At 60.6% G+C, this 18425-nt stretch carries 15 protein-coding genes and 1 pseudogene; 4 read left to right on the plus strand and 12 right to left on the minus strand.

The window, feature by feature from the left end; all coding sequences use genetic code 11:
- Positions 1-144: 144 nt before the first annotated feature.
- Positions 145-1440 (plus strand): MFS transporter, encoded by a 1296-nt coding sequence (locus J3A71_RS06825; protein ID WP_016488695.1) that lies wholly within the window; start codon positions 145-147, stop codon positions 1438-1440.
- A 133-nt stretch (positions 1441-1573) separates the two neighbouring features.
- Here the strand turns inward: J3A71_RS06825 and J3A71_RS06830 are convergent, their stop codons facing one another.
- The 8 genes from J3A71_RS06830 to J3A71_RS06865 all read right to left on the minus strand — a co-directional run bounded on the left by J3A71_RS06830 (position 1574) and on the right by J3A71_RS06865 (position 9648).
- A complete protein-coding gene (locus J3A71_RS06830; RefSeq protein ID WP_016488694.1) occupies positions 1574-2443 on the minus strand; it encodes an aldose 1-epimerase in 870 nt (289 codons plus the stop codon).
- Between the two features lie 24 nt (positions 2444-2467).
- Positions 2468-3391, minus strand: a complete 924-nt coding sequence (locus J3A71_RS06835) for a DMT family transporter (protein WP_016488693.1) — start codon at positions 3389-3391, stop codon at positions 2468-2470.
- A 154-nt stretch (positions 3392-3545) separates the two neighbouring features.
- Positions 3546-4826, minus strand: coding sequence for a TRAP transporter large permease (locus tag J3A71_RS06840; RefSeq protein WP_016488692.1), 1281 nt, complete (start codon positions 4824-4826; stop codon positions 3546-3548).
- Positions 4827-5354, minus strand: coding sequence for a TRAP transporter small permease (locus J3A71_RS06845; RefSeq protein WP_003254832.1), 528 nt, complete (start codon positions 5352-5354; stop codon positions 4827-4829). It lies immediately after the preceding gene.
- Positions 5355-5420: 66 nt separating this feature from the next.
- Positions 5421-6392: a TRAP transporter substrate-binding protein gene (locus J3A71_RS06850; RefSeq protein WP_016488691.1), complete on the minus strand. Its 972-nt coding sequence runs from the start codon at positions 6390-6392 to the stop codon at positions 5421-5423.
- 64 nt (positions 6393-6456) lie between these two features.
- On the minus strand, positions 6457-7338 hold the full coding sequence (locus tag J3A71_RS06855) for an SMP-30/gluconolactonase/LRE family protein (RefSeq protein ID WP_096426675.1): 882 nt from the start codon (positions 7336-7338) through the stop codon (positions 6457-6459).
- 25 nt (positions 7339-7363) lie between these two features.
- Positions 7364-8170: an NAD(P)-dependent oxidoreductase gene (locus J3A71_RS06860; RefSeq protein WP_023047838.1), complete on the minus strand. Its 807-nt coding sequence runs from the start codon at positions 8168-8170 to the stop codon at positions 7364-7366.
- A gap of 239 nt (positions 8171-8409) precedes the next feature.
- Positions 8410-9648, minus strand: coding sequence for an OprD family porin (locus J3A71_RS06865; RefSeq protein ID WP_004577198.1), 1239 nt, complete (start codon positions 9646-9648; stop codon positions 8410-8412).
- Positions 9649-10367: 719 nt separating this feature from the next.
- Here J3A71_RS06865 and J3A71_RS06870 point away from each other — a divergent pair.
- Positions 10368-10607: a type II toxin-antitoxin system RelB/DinJ family antitoxin gene (locus J3A71_RS06870; RefSeq protein ID WP_023047837.1), complete on the plus strand. Its 240-nt coding sequence runs from the start codon at positions 10368-10370 to the stop codon at positions 10605-10607.
- Positions 10597-10898: pseudogene (locus tag J3A71_RS06875) on the plus strand (type II toxin-antitoxin system RelE/ParE family toxin). The gene J3A71_RS06870 and the pseudogene J3A71_RS06875 overlap by 11 nt, the downstream one beginning before the upstream one ends.
- Positions 10899-11199: 301 nt before the next feature.
- Here J3A71_RS06875 and J3A71_RS06880 read toward each other — a convergent pair.
- Positions 11200-11736, minus strand: a complete 537-nt coding sequence (locus tag J3A71_RS06880) for a Bro-N domain-containing protein (RefSeq protein WP_096426674.1) — start codon at positions 11734-11736, stop codon at positions 11200-11202.
- Positions 11737-11976: 240 nt separating this feature from the next.
- Between J3A71_RS06880 and J3A71_RS06885 the strand changes: the two genes are divergently transcribed.
- On the plus strand, positions 11977-12840 hold the full coding sequence (locus J3A71_RS06885; protein ID WP_096426673.1) for an FRG domain-containing protein: 864 nt from the start codon (positions 11977-11979) through the stop codon (positions 12838-12840).
- An 86-nt stretch (positions 12841-12926) separates the two neighbouring features.
- Here the strand turns inward: J3A71_RS06885 and J3A71_RS06890 are convergent, their stop codons facing one another.
- The 3 genes from J3A71_RS06890 to J3A71_RS06895 form a co-directional block, all read right to left on the minus strand.
- Entirely contained in the window at positions 12927-14177 is a 1251-nt protein-coding gene (locus J3A71_RS06890) for a ribonucleotide-diphosphate reductase subunit beta (RefSeq protein ID WP_003254823.1), read from the minus strand.
- Between the two features lie 505 nt (positions 14178-14682).
- Positions 14683-14817 (minus strand): hypothetical protein, encoded by a 135-nt coding sequence (locus J3A71_RS31660; RefSeq protein WP_023048542.1) that lies wholly within the window; start codon positions 14815-14817, stop codon positions 14683-14685.
- Positions 14818-14956: 139 nt separating this feature from the next.
- The gene (locus tag J3A71_RS06895; protein WP_016488686.1) at positions 14957-17836 is read right to left on the minus strand and encodes a ribonucleoside-diphosphate reductase subunit alpha; all 2880 of its coding nucleotides are present in this window, start codon (positions 17834-17836) and stop codon (positions 14957-14959) included.
- Positions 17837-18425: the final 589 nt, after the last annotated feature.

The following is an 18425-nucleotide window of genomic DNA, read 5'->3' on the forward strand; positions in this document are numbered from 1 at the left end:
GGGGCGAAACATTAAGAAATAATAAGTGTTGTACGATGACCTATGACGTGGCACTCTTTCGCCTGAAACAATTTGTCGCAAATACCGCTGCCGGTGTTCGCGCCAATCGCTCGCCAGTCTAAAAACAAGAAATTCAGGTGAACCATGAAGATGAAAGGCATCCGTTGGTGGATGGTCAGCCTTGTCACGGCTGGGCTCGTCGTCAACTACCTCGCCCGCAACACCCTCTCGGTGGCCGCCCCCACCTTGATGACCGACCTCTCCATCAGTACCGAACAATACGCCAAGATCGTCGCCAGTTGGCAGGTGTGCTACGCCCTCATGCAGCCGGTAGCCGGCTGGTTCATTGATTTCATTGGCACCAAGCTGGGCTTTGCCGTGTTCGCCATGGCCTGGTCGCTGGCCTGTGCTGGCGCGGCCCTGGCCACCGGCTGGCAGAGCATGGCCTTCATGCGCGGGCTGCTGGGCATGACCGAAGCCGCCGGATTGCCGGCCGGGGTCAAGGCAACCACCGAGTGGTTCCCGGCCAAGGAGCGCTCGGTGGCGATCGGCTGGTTCAATATCGGCTCATCGCTGGGCGCCTTGCTGGCACCGCCGCTGGTGGTGTGGGCGATTCTGCACAGTGGCTGGCAGCTGGCATTCGTGATTGTTGGCGTCTCCGGCATCGTCTGGACCCTGCTGTGGATGCTGTTGTACAAGCACCCGCGCGACCAGAAACGCCTGAGTGATGAGGAGCGCGACTACATCCTGGCCGGGCAGGAAGCGCACTTCAAACAGGACAGCCGCGAGAAGGGCGCGTGGAAGCGCATCTTCAAGGCGCGCAACTTCTACGCCATCGCATCGGCGCGGATCCTCTCCGAGCCGGCCTGGCAAACCTTCAATGCCTGGATTCCACTGTACCTGATGACCGAGCGGCACATGAACATCAAGGAAGTGGCGATGTTCGCCTGGCTGCCGTTCCTGGCTGCCGATATCGGTTGTGTGCTGGGTGGGTATCTGAGCCCGCTGTTCCACCGCTACTTCAAGGTGTCGTTGTTCACCTCGCGCAAGATGGTCCTGGTGTTTGGGGCCAGTTGCATGATCGGCCCGGCCTGCATCGGCCTGGTGGAAAGCCCTTACACGGCGATCCTGTTGCTGTGCATTGGCGGGTTTGCCCACCAGACGCTGTCAGGGGCGCTGTACTCCATCACTTCCGACTCGTTCAGCAAGGACCAGGTGGCCACGGCGACCGGCATGGGCGGCATGTGCGGTTACCTGGGGGCAGCAGCGTTTACCCTGGTGTTCGGGGTGCTTGTCACGCAGATTGGCTACAGCCCGCTGTTCGTGGTGCTGGCGGCGTTCGATATTGTGGCGGCAGTGCTGGTGTGGAAGGTGGCGCGGGAGGTGCGGGGAGATGTATCCAGCAAGCCAATGGTGAGGGCTACCGAGGCATTGGCTTAAGGCGTGAGAATTTGGGGCCGCTTTGCGGCCCATCGCTGGCAAGCCAGGCTCCCACAGGTACTGCGCATCCGGTCGGGTGGGAGCTGGCTTGCCGGCGATGGGCTGCGCAGCAGCCCCCATCAAGGCAACACAATCAAAGGGGTCGATACTGCATCCTGAACCCCAGGCTCATTCCTTCCCCCCGCTGCAACAACCGCAACCCCGGCCGCCCTGGCAGGTGATGCGCATTGACCGGGTGGCTTACCGGTTCAAAGCAGAAAAAACCTTGCCCCTGCGGGCAAAACAGCAAGAATTGCTCAGCCCCGCTGGCACTGCACGCCAGTCGATAACCCGCGCTTGGCTGTTCGATCACACACTCTCCGGGCCAGCCACTGAAGGCATGATCGACCACCGTCTCGGGCAAACGGCCCAAGGCATTGAAGCACCACTGCTCGGGCACCTGGGCCTGGTACGACGGCAAACGCCCGGGCTCGGCCAGCCACACCTTGCGTGCCGTGGCATACAGCTGGGTATCGGGATACCGCGGAAAGTAAGGGTGCAACCCCAAGCCATACCAGGTTGCCGCCTCATCCAGATGGGTGACATGCAGGTCCAGGTTCAGGCACCCCTCGTGCAAGTGCACGTCCAGCGTGGCCAGGTAGGCAAACGGCACTTCACTGTGCAGCGTCAGGCGCGCGCGTCGCTCGCTGTGGTGCTCCACCTGCCAGGCCTGCTGCCAGGCACTGCCATGAATCGGATAAGGGTCATGCCCGGTATTCGGTGCCAGTGGCTGCCAACCCTCGGGCCGGGCAAAACCACCCTCCGCAATACGGTTGGACCAAGGCGCCAGCGGGTAGCAGGCGAGGCGTCGTGGCGTACCACTTTCCAATGCGGCCAGGTCGGAATGGCGCAGCAGCGCTTGCCCGCTCGCTTTCACTTCCCAGTTGACCAGGCTGGCGCCCAGCTCCGGAGCCAGGCTCAGGCGGGTCAGGCGGTCCTGCAGGTGCAGTTCGGTCACAGCCATTCAAGGCTCCTTTCAGATGAACAATCAACTGGCCCGACGGTAGGTGAGCAGCACGATGCCGCACACCACCACGGCGCCGCCGAGTAATTGCAGGGTGCCGAGCTGCTGGTCGAGCAAGGCCCAGCCCAGCAGCAGTGTGGCGATGGGCTCGACGTTCATCACCGGTGCGTTCTGCGCCATGTTCAGCTTTGGTACGCAGACGAACAGCAAGGTGAAGGCCAGGCCATACAGCACCACCAGGCAGGCCAGAGCCACCCAGCCACTGCTGCTGCCCGGCAGTGACAAGCCTGACGGCATCACGCCGCTTGCGCCTGCAACCAGCATGCTGGAGAACACGATCAGCAAGGTCAGCAGGCTGCGCACGGGGCCGCGCACGCTGGCCAGCTTGTGGTCGGTGATCCACAAGGCGCAGGCAAAGGCACAGGCGGCGCCAAAGGCCAGGCTGACCCCAGGCACCCAGTGCGGGTTGGCCACGCCGCTGTCGGCCAGGCGTGCCGGCACATCCAGCGCCAGCACCAGGCCGCACAGGATCAGGCCCATGAACAGCACGGTGCGGCCCGTGGGGCGAGCGCCGCCCAGCGCCCAGGTGAGCAGCGCCAGCAGCATCGGGAAGGTGTTGCCCACCAGCAGCGCCAGGGCTACCGGAATGCGCGCCACCGCCGAGTACAGGCACAGGCTTTGGGTGGCGATCAGCAGGCCGAGCAGCAGTTGCCAGTGCCGGGTGCCTGCGGGCAGGCCCAGCGCCTGGCGTTGCCACAACAGCAGGCAGGCCAGCACCAGCAAGGTGATGCCTGAGCGGCAGAGAATCGCCAGCAGCACGCCGGTGCCGTCATCGAAGGCAATGCGCGCGGCGATGTGGTTGCCGGCGAATGAACAGGCCAGCAGGGCGAGCAGGGCGATGGCCAGTTTGCGCGGGAATAGAGGTACAGCCGAGGAGGGAACAGCCATGTGCAGGATCCATTTGCAGAAAGAACCAGAGGGCTGCTTTGCAGCCCATCGCCGGCAAGCCAGCTCCCACAGGGGTTGCGCAGGGCTGGAAGGCTGCACAATCCTGTGGGAGCTGGCTTGCCGGCGATGGGGCGCAGAGCGGCCCCGATTGCAGTTACAGCACCACGCTAGGCAGCCACAGGGAGATGGCCGGTATGTAAGTCACCGCCATCAGCACCAGGAACAGCGCCAGGTAGAACGGCAGCAGCGCCTTCACCGTCGACTCGATGCTCACCTTGCCGATGGCCGAGCCCACGAACAGCACGGCGCCCACCGGTGGCGTTATCAGCCCGATCCCCAGGTTCACCAGCATGATCATGCCGAAGTGCACCGGGTCTACACCAATACCGGTAATCACCGGCAGCAGGATCGGCGTAAGGATCAGGATCAGCGGCGCCATGTCCATCACCGTGCCCAGCAGCAACAGCATGAAGTTGATGCACATCAGGATCACATAGCGGTTGTCCGACAGGGTCAGGAACGCCGTGGTGATCTTCGACGGGATCTGCATCAGGGTCATCACGTAGCCGAAGCTGGCGGCGAAGCCGATCAGGATCATCACGATGGAGATGGTCCGTACCGTGCGGTGCATCAGCTTGGGCAGGTCGCGCCACTTGTAGTCGCGGTAGATGAACATGGTCACGAAGAATGACCACACCACCGCCACGGCTGCCGATTCGGTCGCGGTGAACACGCCCGACAGGATGCCGCCGAGAATGATGACCATGGCCATCAGGCCCCACAGCGCCTCACCGGCAATCTTCAACGCCTGGCGCAGCGGGATCACTTCGCCCTTGGGGTAGTTGCGCTTCTTCGCGAAGATCAGGCACAGGCCCATCATCACCGCGCTCAGCAGCAAGCCGGGCATCACGCCCGCCATGAACAGCGAGGCAATGGATACCGTGCCGCCCGCCGCCAGCGAGTACAGCACTGAGTTGTGACTGGGCGGGGTCAGCAGCGCCTGCACCGAGCCACTGACGGTCACGGCGGTTGAGAATTCACGCGGGTAACCTTTGCGCTCCATCTCCGGGATAAGCACAGAGCCCACCGAGGCGGTGTCGGCCACCGACGAGCCGGAAATTGCGCCGAAGAAGGTCGAGGCCATGATGTTGACCAGCGACAGGCCGCCACGCACGAAGCCCACCAGCACCCCGGCAAAGGCCACCAGCCGTCGTGACATGCCGCCTTCGGCCATGATTGCGCCGGCCAGCACGAAGAACGGAATGGCCAGCAGCGAGAACTTGTTAACCCCACTGGCCACCTGGATCATCATCGCTTGCAGCGGGATGTCGATCCACCAGGCGCCGATCAGCGCCGACAGGCCCAGGGCGTAGGCCACCGGCATACCGATCAGAATCAGCACGATGAAACTGCCCAACAGAATGAACGCTTCCATTTATGCAGCTCCTTCGTTTTCTTCGACCAGGTCAAAGCGCACGACCTTGCGGTTGCTCTGATCGCCCAGCAGGAGTTTTTCCAGCACGAACACCAGCGTCAGCACGCCGCCGACCGGGATCGGCGCGTAGGTCATGCCCACCCGCACACCGGGCAGCGAGGCCAGCGACTGGTTCCAGGTGGTGATGCACAGCCGGGTGCCGTAATAGGTCATGAACACGCACACCACGATCATCAGCAGTTGTACCAGCAGGGCGACCAACTGGCGCTGCAGCGGCGGCAACCGGTCGGTGATCATCCCCACCGCCATGTGCGCCCCGGCGCGATAGCTGGCGGCGGCACCAACGAAGGTGAACACCACCATCAGCAGGATCGAGACTGGCTCTGGCCAGCTGGAGCCGGTGCCCAGCACGTAGCGGGCGAAGATGCCCCACGGGATGATCAGCGTCATGGCCAGGATCGACAGGCCCGCGATCCAGATGCAGCTGCGGTACAGCGTGTCGTTCACGCTCAGGAAAAGCGATTTCATAGGCATCACCAAAGCGGCAGGGCGGCGGGCGCCGCACTGCCGAGGTCGTCTTGGAAGGGGCTGGTATTACTGGACGGCGTCGATACGCTTCATCAGGTCGGCGTACGGCGCGCCGTACTTCTCGCGCACCGAAGCGGTGGCGTCATAGAACGGCTTTTTGTCCACGGTAATGAACTCGACACCTGCGGCCTTGAGCTTCTCTTCGCTGGCGGCGGACTTGGCATCCCACAGCGCGCGTTCTTCCATCTGCGCCTCACGTGCAACCTTTTTCACCAACGCCTGCTGCTCGGGGCTGAGCTTGTTCCAGGTGGTCTTGGACATCACCACGGGTTCCGGCAGGATCAGGTGGCCGGTCAGGGTGTAGTACTTGGCGCTCTGGAAGTGGTTGTGCTCAAGCAGGGTAGGCGGGTTGTTCTCGGCGCCATCGATCACGCCGGTTTGCAGGGCGCTGAAAATTTCCCCGGTGTCCATGGCGATGCCGTTGCCGCCCATGGCGTTCATCATGTCGATGAACAGCGGGTTGCCCTGTACGCGAATTTTCATGCCCTTGAGGTCTTCCAGGCTGCGTACCGGCTTCTTCGTATAGATGCTGCGCGAGCCGCCGTCCATCCAGGCCAGGGCTACCAGGTTGAAATCGGAGTTGGTGATCTTGTCGAGGATTTCCTGGCCGATCTCGCCGTCGATGATCTTGCGCATGTGATCATGGTCGCGGAACACGAACGGCATGTTGAACACGTTCACGTCCGGCACCACCGGGCCGACGATCCCCAGGCTGACGCGGGTCATCTGCACGGCACCGATCTGCGCCTGTTCGATCACTTCCTTTTCCGAACCCAGCACACCGCCGGCAAACATCTTGAAGGTGATGTCGCCATTACTGGCCTGCTCGAGCTTTTTGCCCATGTTCTGTTCGGCGACCACGGTCGGGTAGCCGGCCGGGTGAATTTCGGCGAACTTGATGTCCAGTGCCGAAGCAGGCATGGCCACGCTAAAGGCAAACGGGAGTACGGCAAGGAGTAGCTTGCGTTTGAACGTCATGATGAAACTCCGTGGTTTTTATTATCCGGTTTCGTGTGTGCAAGTGTGGGTGCGGCAAGGGGCGTCAGCCCCGGTAGGCAGGTTCCTCCAGGCCCTTGGTGCCAGGGTTGAGGGCAAATACCCCGCCAGCGAGGGGCTGGTCGCTGAGGTCTGTGCCTGCTGGGCGGATGGACGTGACGTACAGGGTGTCGAAGTTGGCGCCCCCAAAGGCGCACATTGCCGGCTTTTTCACCGGTACGCTCAGCGAGCGGTCGAGGCGCCCGTCTGGGGTGAAGCGGTGGATCTGCCCAGCATCGTTGCCGCAGATCCAGTAGCAGCCGTCCTGGTCGATGGCCGCGCCATCGGGGCGCCCTGGGTAGCCGCGCATGTCGACGAACAGCCGCTTGTTGTGCGGCGTGCCGCTGTCGATGTCGTAGTCGAAAGCCCAGACCTTCTGCACGTTTGGGTGCGAGTCGGACAGGTACATGCGCGTGCCGTCGGGGCTGAAAGCCAGGCCGTTGGGCACGATCATGCCGTCTTGGTGCAGGTGCAGCTGGCCTTCACCATCATGGCGGTACAGCGCACCCACATGGGCACCTTGCTGCATATCCAGCAGCATGGTGCCGGCCCAGAAGCGGCCTTGGCGGTCGCAGCGGCCATCGTTGAAGCGCATGCCGGCCTGGGCGTGCGGCACGCTGCTGAGCAGGCGGCTATCAAGGCTGCCGTCGGGCTTGGCCTGGAGCTGGAAGATGCCGCTTTCCATGCCGGCGACCCAACCCTGGCCGCTGCGGGCGATGCAGGCCAGCATCTCGTCACCCTGCCAGACCTGGTGTCTGCCATCGGCCGCTTGCCAGCAGTGCAGCTGGCGGGCGGGAATGTCGACCCAGTACAGGGCCTGCTCGCCTGGGTCCCACACGGGGCTTTCGCCTGTGCTGTTACGGGCGTCAACGATCAATTCACAGTTCATGGCCGTGCCTCCTGGCGTGCGTGGGTCAGTCGAACGGGCCGGCGACGGCGAAAGCGCCGCCCTGGTAGACCATGCTCGGGTCATCTGCGGCGGGCGCCGGCTGGGCTTCTACTGCGGCGCGGAAGGGCTCGGAGCTGTCCTTGGGCACATAGCCAAGGTGCTCGGCATGGCGGTTGTCCCACCACACGGTGCGGTTGTCGGAAGCGCCGTAGACGATGGTGTGGCCAACGTTGGGGGTGAAAAGCCCGCGCTCGATCAGCTGCACCAGGTCGTCATAGCTCAGCCACGTGCAGAGCATGCGTGGGTTCTGGGGCTGCGGGAACGACGAGCCTATGCGAATGCTGACAGTCTCGATGCCGTAGCGGTCGAAGTAGAAACTGGCGACATCCTCGCCGTAGCACTTGGACAGCCCGTAGTAACTGTCGGGGCGACGCGGGGAGTGGGCGTCGATACGCTCATCCTGGCGGTAGAAGCCGATGGTGTGGTTGGAGCTGGCGAAAATGATGCGCTTTACCCCGTGCTTGCGCGCCGCCTCGTAGACGTGGAACACGCCGCAGATGTTGGGGCCGAGAATGTCTTCGAAGGAATGTTCGGTGGACACGCCGCCGAAGTGGATGATGGCATCCACGCCTTCGACCAAGGCATGTACCGCAGCCTTGTCGGCAAGGTCACAGGTGATGACTTCTTCATGCGGGCCCGCAGCGGGGGCCATGGCGCTGATGTCGGAAAGGCGCAGGACCTCGGCGTAGCCTTGCAGGCGTTCGCGAAGGACCTTGCCCAGGCCGCCTGCGGCTCCGGTGAGCAGCAGGCGATTGAGGGGGGTAGTGGTCATGGCCGGCTCTTGTTGTTAATTGTTGTAGGTTGTCGTATGACTTTGCTGATTATTGGCGGTGGGTTCGGGTGTTGTCAATGAGGCCTGCGTCTCTTTATGGCCTGTCAGGCCCCTATCGCCGGCAAGCCAGCTCCCACAGCTACTCCACTTGGCTGGAAATTACTGCGGCCTGGTGGGAGCTGGCTTGTCGGCGATAGGGGCAAAGCGGCCCCAATTTCAATCAGTGCCGGTCTTCTCGGTTACAAGAGCGACAGCGGGTAGTTGAAGATCAGCCGGTTCTCATCGAACTCGTTATTGCTGTAATCCCGCCGAATCGACGAATTTCGCCATTTCACGCTCAAGTCCTTGAACGCTCCGCTCTGGATCACGTACGCCAGTTCGGTCTCACGCACCCACTCCTTGCCATCGGTCACGCCCCCGCTATGCACGTCGCGCCCGCTGATGTAGCGGTTCATCAGGGTCAACCCCGGTACTCCGACGGTCACAAAGTTGAAGTCATGACGCACCTGCCACGAGCGCTCGTTGGCATTGTCGAAGCTGGAGTTGTAACTGTCGTTGGCCAAGGTCCCACCGCTGGTGCCGTTTACCCGCATCCAGGTATCACCATCGACTTTCTGCAGCCCCACCCAGAACGTGCTGCCGCCGTACTTGGCCGAGAACATCCCCGAGTAGGTCTTGTTGTCCAGCTGCCCGGCGCGCTCGGAGCCGTCCTCGTCGCCATGGAAGTAACCCAGGTTCGCACCCAGGGTCCAGTCACCTACCGGCTGGCTGTGGCTCAGTTGCAGGTATTGCTGCTGGTACACGTCCTTGAGCACCGCATTCCACAGCCCCACCAGCGTGCGGTCCTGGTTGAACTTGTACTCGCCACCGACGAAGTTGAAACGGTCTGATACGCCGCCGCCGTAGCTCATGTCTTCCATACTGGCGTCGTTGCGCGGGCTGTTGCCGCGGAACTGGCCGCCGTACAGGGTCAGCCCTGCGATTTCATTGGAGGTCACCTGCCCGCCACGGAAGGTCTGCGGCAACGAGCGACCGTCGTCCGAGCGTAGAATCGGCAGCACCGGCATCCACTCACCGATCTTCAGCTCGGTCTTGGAAATACGCGCCTTGCCCGCCACCGCCAGGCGCCCGTAGTCGTCTGCTGGCTTGCCATCGTCATGGCGCGGCAGCAACGCCGTGCCGTAGGTGCCGCCACCGCCATCGAGCTTGACCGACCACAGCCCCAGCACATCCACGCCAAACCCGATCGGGCCCTCGGTGAACCCCGAACGGGCATCGAGAATGAAGCTTTGCGTCCACTCCTCGGCCTTGCTCTGCGGGTTGCTGGGGTTGGTGAAGTTGCGGTTGATGTAGAAGTTGCGCAGCCCGAGGGTGGCCTTGCTGTCCTCGACAAAGCCCGCGGCCAGGCTGGTGCCCGGCAGGCCGGCGATGACCCCGGCGCCAAGCAGGGCGAAGGGCAGGGTGTGGCAGATTTTCATTATTGTTGTGCTCCCGAAGGGTGTGGCAGCCCGTCCACCGGGCACGCGCAAGCGGCCTGCGGCAGGGGCGGGTAGTTAACGGGCCGGTCAGGGCCAGGGGTGAATGCGCAGTAACCGGGCGCTACGTACCGGCAGGTGTACGCGAGCTGGCCGGGCGAAGAGGGCTGTGCAACAGACGTGGGTAGAGCGGGATGGGTGTCGACATGGGATCGTCCACTGATTGTTGTTTTTGTTATGTGTTGTCGTACAACTGTGGGCGATTATTAGCAAGTGAGAGGTGAGCTGTCAACGGCTGATAGCTGAGCAGGTAGGGTCCTGGTTGCTGCGTTCCCCGCGCCGTACGCGGGATATGGTTTACAAATCAAATCCGATTGGCTGTGGACCCTGCCGTTAGCCCGCGCTATCTTCAGATCTGGCCTCGCCCTCGCCCACGTAGACTGGCATGTCCAGTCCCGGCATCCTCGTTGGTGCCGAACCCCTCCTGTCGGCGTGGGCGGGGCCTCTTCCTTTTTCGCAATGCTCCCCGACTGATATCGAGCGCTCCCTGGCGCCATGGCCGCCAGCTACCTTGGCAAATCTCCCCTGCTACGCGATTCCCTGTAGGAGCGGCCTTGTGTCGCGAAAGGGCCGCACAGCGGCCCCGGCAAACAATCCACCATTGCAGAATCACCAAGATCAGTGCATTGTAATGACAATCGTCTTTACATGAGGGCCAAGTCATGGCTTCCATCAACATCCGCGTCGACGATGATCTCAAAGCCCGCGCCTACAAAGAGCTCGAGCGCCTCGGTGTAACCCCCTCCGAACTCATGCGACAGGCTCTGCAATATGTCGCTGAGCGGGGCAAGCTACCCTTCAGGCCAGTCCTGATGACCGAGGAAGATGAAGACCTCATTGCTACCGTACAAGAGCGGCTTGCTTCTGCGCAGCGCGTGAGGGTCCAGCTGGATGACCTATAGCCTCGACTTCGATGCCCGCGCATTGAAAGAGTGGAAGAAGCTGGGCGATACCGTGCGTCAGCAGTTCAAGAAGAAACTGGCAGAGGTCCTGCTGAACCCTCGAATCGAGGCAAACCGCCTTCACTCGCTGCCGGATTGCTACAAGATAAAGCTTCGCAGCAGCGGGTTTAGGCTGGTCTATCAGGTCATTGACCAAGAGTCATTGACCAAGAGGTCGTGGTTTTTGTCGTCGCTGTCGATCGCCGTGAAAGAGACCAAGCTTACAAAAAGGCTGCTGAGCGACTTGAGTAGGCTTCAAGGATTTGGCGGGCCCAGATCGCAATCTCAAGGTAAATCACCGCCTCAAAGCTAGAGCTCTACTTCTGTGGGAGCGGGCATGCCCGCGAAGAATCCGACTCGGTGTATGGCACCGGCTTCGCCGGTGTTCGCGGCGGTTCCACGCCTCGATGAACCTGCTCCCACACGTCCCCCGTCAGCCCAGATTGCTCATGGCCAAGTCGGCTGGACCGGCTTGCCAAGTAACTTCAGCAAACCGCGGTCTCTGTGGGAGCGGGTTCACCCGCGAAGAGGCCTGCACAGGCAAAATTGCTCGCTAAACCCCATGCATCCGCAGCGCCCGCTGCGCACACTCCCGCCAACTCAATTTGCGCTTCTCCAGCGGCCCCGGTAGCTCCACTTCCCCGGCCAGCACCACCGGCATATCCCGCATCCTCACCCAAGGCTCACTCTGCCAATACAACAACGTCGCGCTTCGTCCACCAGGCCAGCACATATGCCCCAGCCGCGGCCCATCGTCCACCCCTTCAGCCTGAGCATCACGCAGTACCGCCACCACCTCATGTGTCAGCCACCGGCGCAAATGACGGTTCTCCGGCACATGGTGATGCGCCAGCAAGGTATAGGCCCCGGACTCGCTGACCATGGTGGTCTCCTGGTACTTGCCATAGCGGAGCAGTTGCACACTGCGATACTGGTCCGGGTCGAGCTTACGCATGCAGTGTTCGTCGAAGAAGTGCCCGCTCAGCCGGCCGAGTTCGTGAGCGCAGAACCAGGCTTGGGATTCGAGCCAGAGGGTGTGGAGAGGGCGGTTGTGGCGGGTGAAGAGTGTAGGTGTCTTGAGACTGTCCATGTTTGGCCATCCTGAATTGGAGAGCCGTTGCTAACGGGAACGGAATTCCGCTGCGTGTGCGTTCTTAAGCGCATGATTGGAAGCTAATGAAAAAAAGCCCAGCAGTCAATTGAGTGATGGATCTGGCGCCAATGATGGCTTTGTGATATTGCTTGGCTTCGCTGTTCGAGGTGAATTTTCTATCAGCAATGGAATTGACGAAGTTACAACGATTTCTATAGGTGAGTTAAGGACGGTTGGATGGTGAATTTGCGCGATGATATCTGGGTCAATGATGTAAGCTCCTATTTGAATGAGGTCTTTGGGCTCGGTTCTAAGCATCGGAACTCGGTTCGTTGTTATCGGGGTCAGGCTGATCTTAGTTGGGATCTGAAACCATCAGTCATGCGTGGGCTTCAGGGCGACGCAGAATATGCCATGTTTAGTGAGCTCATGCTGGAGGCGCCTTCAGAGTTTAATGGTGATAAAGCGATGTTTGATAAGTTGGTACGCGCTCAGCACTATGGGCTGCCAACTCGTCTGCTGGATGTTTCTCTAAATCCGCTTGTAAGCTTGTATTTCGCATGCTGCGAAGAGGAGCATCGAGATAAAAATGGTGTGGTCCTAATATTCGATTTTCGAAATGTTCGCGTGAAATTTTCAGATAGTGATTCCATCAGTTTGGTTTGTAATTTAGCTAGGCTCTCTGAGGTTGAGAAAAATTCTATTATCGATTTTGATGAGCGCTCAGATGATGTAGAGGGTTTTAGAGCGCTTGCTGCCATGAAGCGCCTCACCCAGTTTGTTAGAATCGAAAAGCCGTACTTTCTAGACTCGGCTAAGCCTGAGGATTTGTTCAAGTATTTTTTTGTATACCCTGCTAAAAATAATAGACGAGTAATAGCCCAGTCAGGTGCTTTTATAGCTGCTGGCTTATTGAAGTACAAGGGTCTGGAAAAGTCAGTTGGGTTTAATATTAGGAAAATAATTGTGCCGGCTGACAAGAAGTGGTCGATTGTTAAGCAGTTGGATGCGTTAAATATAAACTCTCGTACCATGTTTCCTGAGGTTGAGTTTGCGTCAAAGTATATCAAGGATAAATGGATTAAGCGGCGCGCCTGGTGAAGTGAGTTCTGGTGTTTTTCGAGTTTTCGGAAGTGCCAATAAAAAGGCTGCCAATTGGCAGCCTCCTTGATGCTCAGCCCGGATGATCAGTCCCAGCTCAACGCCCCACCCGTCTGATACTCAATCACACGCGTCTCAAAGAAGTTCTTCTCTTTCTTCAAGTCCATGATCTCGCTCATCCATGGGAACGGGTTGGTAGTCCCTGGATACTCTTCCTTCAGGCCAATCTGGGTCAAACGACGGTTGGCGATGAACTTGAGGTAGTCCTCCATCATCGCCGCGTTCATGCCCAGTACGCCGCGTGGCATGGTGTCACGGGCGTATTCGATCTCCAGCTGGGTCCCTTGCAGGATCATCTGGGTCGCTTCTTCCTTCATCGCCGCGTCCCACAGGTGCGGGTTTTCGATCTTGATCTGGTTGATCACGTCGATGCCGAAGTTCAGGTGCATCGACTCGTCACGCAGGATGTACTGGAACTGCTCGGCAACGCCGGTCATCTTGTTGCGGCGGCCCATGGACAGGATCTGGGTGAAGCCGCAGTAGAAGAAGATGCCTTCCAGTACGCAGTAGTAGGCGATCAGGTTGCGCAGCAGCTCTTTGTCGGTTTCGACGGTGCCGGTGTTGAATTCCGGGTCGGAGATGGCGCGGGTGTACTTCAGGCCCCAGGCGGCTTTTTTAGCGACCGACGGGATCTCGTGGTACATGTTGAAGATTTCGCCTTCATCCATGCCCAGCGACTCGATGCAGTACTGGTAGGCGTGGGTGTGGATCGCCTCTTCGAAGGCCTGGCGCAGGATGTACTGGCGGCACTCCGGGTTGGTGATCAGGCGGTACACGGCCAGGGCCAGGTTGTTGGCAACCAGCGAGTCGGCGGTGGAGAAGAAGCCCAGGTTACGCATGACGATGCGGCGCTCGTCTTCGGTCAGGCCATCCTGGCTCTTCCACAGGGCGATGTCGGCGGTCATGTTGACCTCTTGCGGCATCCAGTGGTTGGCGCAACCGTCCAGGTACTTCTGCCAGGCCCAGTCGTACTTGAACGGTACCAGCTGGTTGAGGTCGGCGCGGCAGTTGATCATGCGCTTTTCATCTACGGCAACGCGGGCCGAGGAGCCTTCCAGCTCGGCCAGGCCTTCGGCAACGTCGAGGGCGTCGAGGGCAGCCTTGGCACGTTTGACGGCTTCGGAGTCAGAAGCGGTGGCCGCACGGGCTTCCAGGGCGGCGGCACCACCGGCGCTGTCGAGCTTGTCGAGGGTGGCGGCGGCAGCGGCCTGCGCAGGGGTGTTGCCTTTGGCGGCTACTTCGCCGTCTTCTTTGTCGAATTCGTCCCAGCTCAGCATGGTTTGGCTCCTGCTTGAGGGTCGCCCTGGGGCAACCGGTTGGATTTAAAGAATGTGATGCCTGACGCAAGGCCGTAACGGCGAATGGACAGCTCGAGAGGCTGACTCTCGTTTACATCTGAATGTGTTCTGGCTTGTACCTGGCCAGGCCTCGGGGAGGGGCCAGGACAATGAATGGCGCTCTTTTCAGAGGGCGCAAAGTATACCGGAATTCGCCTTCGATCGGGGCGCATGTCTTGCGGGCGAGGGTAACTTTTTCGACCGGGTTTGCGTGCGTCCGTTCACGAAATGGCTGTGTTCTTCTACGGGGGGAGAGTGTAGCGCCAACCTATATCTTGTGCCAGTTTAAATTTACAGGCACACCATATAGTGTTTTATGGGTTTATGTTGTGTGTGCCGGCCTCATCGCCGGCAAGCCAGCGCCCACTGGCAGCGCGCCCGGCTGCAGGGCGATGCACTACCTGTGGGAGCTGGCTTGCCGGCGATGAGGCCCGGTCAGGCAACACTAGCTGCGGTGGGTGTGCAGCGTTTCGACAATGTGTGTCTTGGGCTGCTTGCGAGCTTCTTCGACCGAGGTAAAACGACCGGTTTCAGCATTACGACCAATCTTGCGAGTAGTTGCCACTTTTTTCCGCGCCATGGGCTTGCGTCCTTTTTAGAGAGGTCTTGTCCTTTTACCGAACCGCGTACGCAGCGGGAAAAGGGCAGGGCTTCTCAGTGACGCGGATACAAAAATGCCGCGCGGGGCGCCCGTAGGCACCCCGCGCGGCATTCAGGCCTTACTGGCAGGCTTCGCAGTCAGGCTCGTCGATCGCGCAGGCCTTCGGCACTGGCGCTGGGCCGGCTGCCTGGACCGGGGCGCTGTCGCCACCGCTGGAAACGGCGTTGAGCTTGCCGGTGTTGATGGTCGACTTCTCGGTGCTGGTTGCAGCCAGGGCACGAAGGTAGTAGGTGGTTTTCAGGCCACGGTACCAGGCCATGCGGTAGGTCACGTCCAGCTTCTTGCCCGAGGCGCCAGCGATGTACAGGTTCAGCGACTGAGCCTGATCGATCCACTTCTGGCGACGGGAAGCTGCGTCGACAATCCACTTGGTCTCGACTTCGAACGCGGTGGCGTACAGGTCTTTGAGCTCTTGCGGGATACGCTCGATCTGCTGCACCGAACCGTCGTAGTACTTCAGGTCGTTGATCATGACCGAGTCCCACAGGCCGCGGGCCTTCAGGTCGCGGACCAGGTACGGGTTGATCACGGTGAACTCGCCCGACAGGTTCGATTTCACGTACAGGTTCTGGTAGGTCGGCTCGATCGACTGCGACACGCCGGTGATGTTGGCGATGGTCGCGGTTGGCGCGATGGCCATGATGTTCGAGTTACGAATACCTTTTTGCACGCGGGCACGCACCGGCGCCCAGTCCAGGGTCTCGTTCAGGTCGACGTCGATGTACTTCTGGCCACGGGCTTCGATCAGGATCTGTTGCGAGTCCAGCGGCAGGATGCCTTTGGACCACAGCGAACCCTGGAAGGTCTCGTAGGCGCCACGCTCGTCGGCCAGGTCGCAGGATGCCTGGATCGCGTAGTAGCTGACCGCTTCCATCGACTTGTCGGCGAACTCGACGGCAGCGTCGGAGCCGTAGGCGATGTGCTGCAGGTACAGTGCGTCCTGGAAGCCCATGATGCCCAGGCCGACCGGGCGGTGCTTGAGGTTCGAGTTACGCGCCTGCGGCACCGAGTAGTAGTTGATGTCGATCACGTTGTCGAGCATGCGCACGGCGGTGTTCACGGTCCGTTGCAGCTTGGCAGTGTCCAGCTTGCCGTCAACGATGTGGTTCGGCAGGTTGATCGAGCCCAGGTTGCAGACCGCGATCTCGTCCTTGTTGGTGTTCAAGGTGATCTCGGTGCACAGGTTCGAGCTGTGGACCACGCCCACGTGCTGCTGCGGCGAACGCAGGTTGCACGGGTCCTTGAAGGTCAGCCACGGGTGGCCGGTCTCGAACAGCATCGACAGCATCTTGCGCCACAGGTCTTTGGCCTGGATGGTCTTGAACACCTTGATCTTGTTGTACTCGGTCAGGGCTTCGTAGTACTCGTAGCGCTCTTCGAAGGCCTTGCCGGTCAGGTCGTGCAGGTCTGGCACTTCCGAAGGCGAGAACAGGGTCCACTTGCCGTCATCGAAGACGCGCTTCATGAACAGGTCAGGGATCCAGTTGGCGGTGTTCATGTCGTGGGTACGACGGCGGTCATCACCGGTGTTCTTGCGCAGCTCGATGAACTCTTCGATGTCCAGGTGCCAGGTTTCCAGGTAGGCACACACGGCGCCCTTGCGCTTGCCACCCTGGTTGACGGCAACGGCGGTGTCGTTGACCACTTTCAGGAACGGTACAACGCCCTGCGACTTGCCGTTGGTGCCCTTGATGTAGGAGCCCAGTGCACGCACCGGGGTCCAGTCGTTGCCCAGGCCACCGGCGAATTTCGACAGCATGGCGTTGTCGTGGATCGCGTGGTAGATGCCCGACAGGTCGTCCGGCACGGTGGTCAGGTAGCAGCTGGACAGCTGCGGGCGCAGGGTACCGGCGTTGAACAAGGTCGGGGTCGAGGCCATGTAGTCGAAGGACGACAACAGGTTGTAGAACTCGATCGCACGGGCTTCCTTGTCTTTCTCTTCCAGCGCCAGGCCCATGGCCACGCGCATGAAGAATACCTGCGGCAGCTCGAAGCGTACGCCATCCTTGTGGATGAAGTAGCGGTCGTACAGGGTCTGCAGGCCCAGGTAGGTGAACTGCTGGTCGCGCTCGTGGTTGATCGCCTTGCCCAGTTTTTCCAGGTCGAAGTCGGCCAGGGCCGGGTTCAGCAGCTCGAACTCGATACCTTTGGCGATGTAGGCCGGCAGGGCCTTGGCGTACAGGTCAGCCATCTCGTGGTGGGTGGCGCTGTCGGCAACGCTGAGGAAGCCCAGGCCTTCGGCACGCAGGGTGTCCATCAGCAGACGGGCGGTCACGAACGAGTAGTTCGGCTCGCGCTCGACCAGGGTACGGGCGGTCATCACCAGGGCGGTGTTGACGTCCTTGATGGCGACGCCGTCGTACAGGTTCTTCAGGGTTTCGCGCTGGATCAGGTCGCCATCGACTTCGGCCAGGCCTTCACAGGCTTCGCTGATGATGGTGTTCAGTCGGGCCATGTCGAGCGGCGCCAGGCTACCGTCAGCCAGTGTAATGCGGATGCTTGGGTGCGGCTCGACCACGGCGTCGGTGTTGGCGCGGGTGGCGCGCTCCTTGGCGCGCTGGTCGCGGTAGATCACGTAGTCGCGGGCGACTTTCTGCTCGCCGGCGCGCATCAGGGCCAGTTCTACCTGGTCCTGGATTTCTTCGATGTGGATGGTACCACCCGATGGCATGCGACGTTTGAACGTGGCGGTGACCTGCTCGGTCAGGCGCGCAACGGTGTCGTGGATGCGCGACGAAGCGGCGGCGGTGCCGCCTTCAACTGCGAGGAACGCCTTGGTGATGGCAACGGTGATCTTGTCGTCGGTGTAAGGGACGACAGTGCCGTTACGCTTGATCACGCGCAGTTGGCCAGGGGCGGTGGCGGCCAGATCCTGGTTGGAATCGGCGGCCTGCGGCACCTTGGCCTGCGGGTTCTCGCGAGTTGTGTCGGTTTGCATGGGTGGGTGTCTCCACAGTTTCTATATTGTTCAGGCGCCTTTTGGGCGCCCACCGTTCCGTCCACTTGCTCGATGACCCGGCGGGGGATGCGCAATGCATGCGCATCCGCCCGCACGGGCGTACCGACTTCGGGACAGACTCAGGAATAAGGGGCAATAGCTTGCCGCTCCCTGGCCGAAGTCAAAGGTTTTGGGCAGGGCCCAAAAACTGTTGCTGATGGATGCCAGGGCTGGCCTGCAACACCCATACCCGAACAAGGCCCTGGAGGGGCTTGCCTCGGTCGCCTCCGCAGGAGCGGTTTGGCTGCTGAAATCACCTGAAGTTCAGCTCGTAAAATCGCTTGATTTTGCGGGTTGACTTTTGTGTGTGATTTTGCACGAAACCCTATATGTAGTGGTTCGCTGCGTTCGGGATACAAGATAATGCGGTATTGGGGGCTTTGCAAGGCGAGCGCCTGTGGATAACTTGTGCGTACTTTGTGTGTGAATGGTGGGTATTCGCTGTAGGCCTTGTGCCAAGTGGTTTGCAGTATTTTTCTGCGTGGTGACGCCCTTGGGCAGTTTTTTTCGGGCGGGATACCTGTCACAA

Origin of the sequence: Pseudomonas sp. PvP089, from assembly GCF_017875165.1 — a bacterium.
Lineage (GTDB): Bacteria > Pseudomonadota > Gammaproteobacteria > Pseudomonadales > Pseudomonadaceae > Aquipseudomonas > Aquipseudomonas fortuita.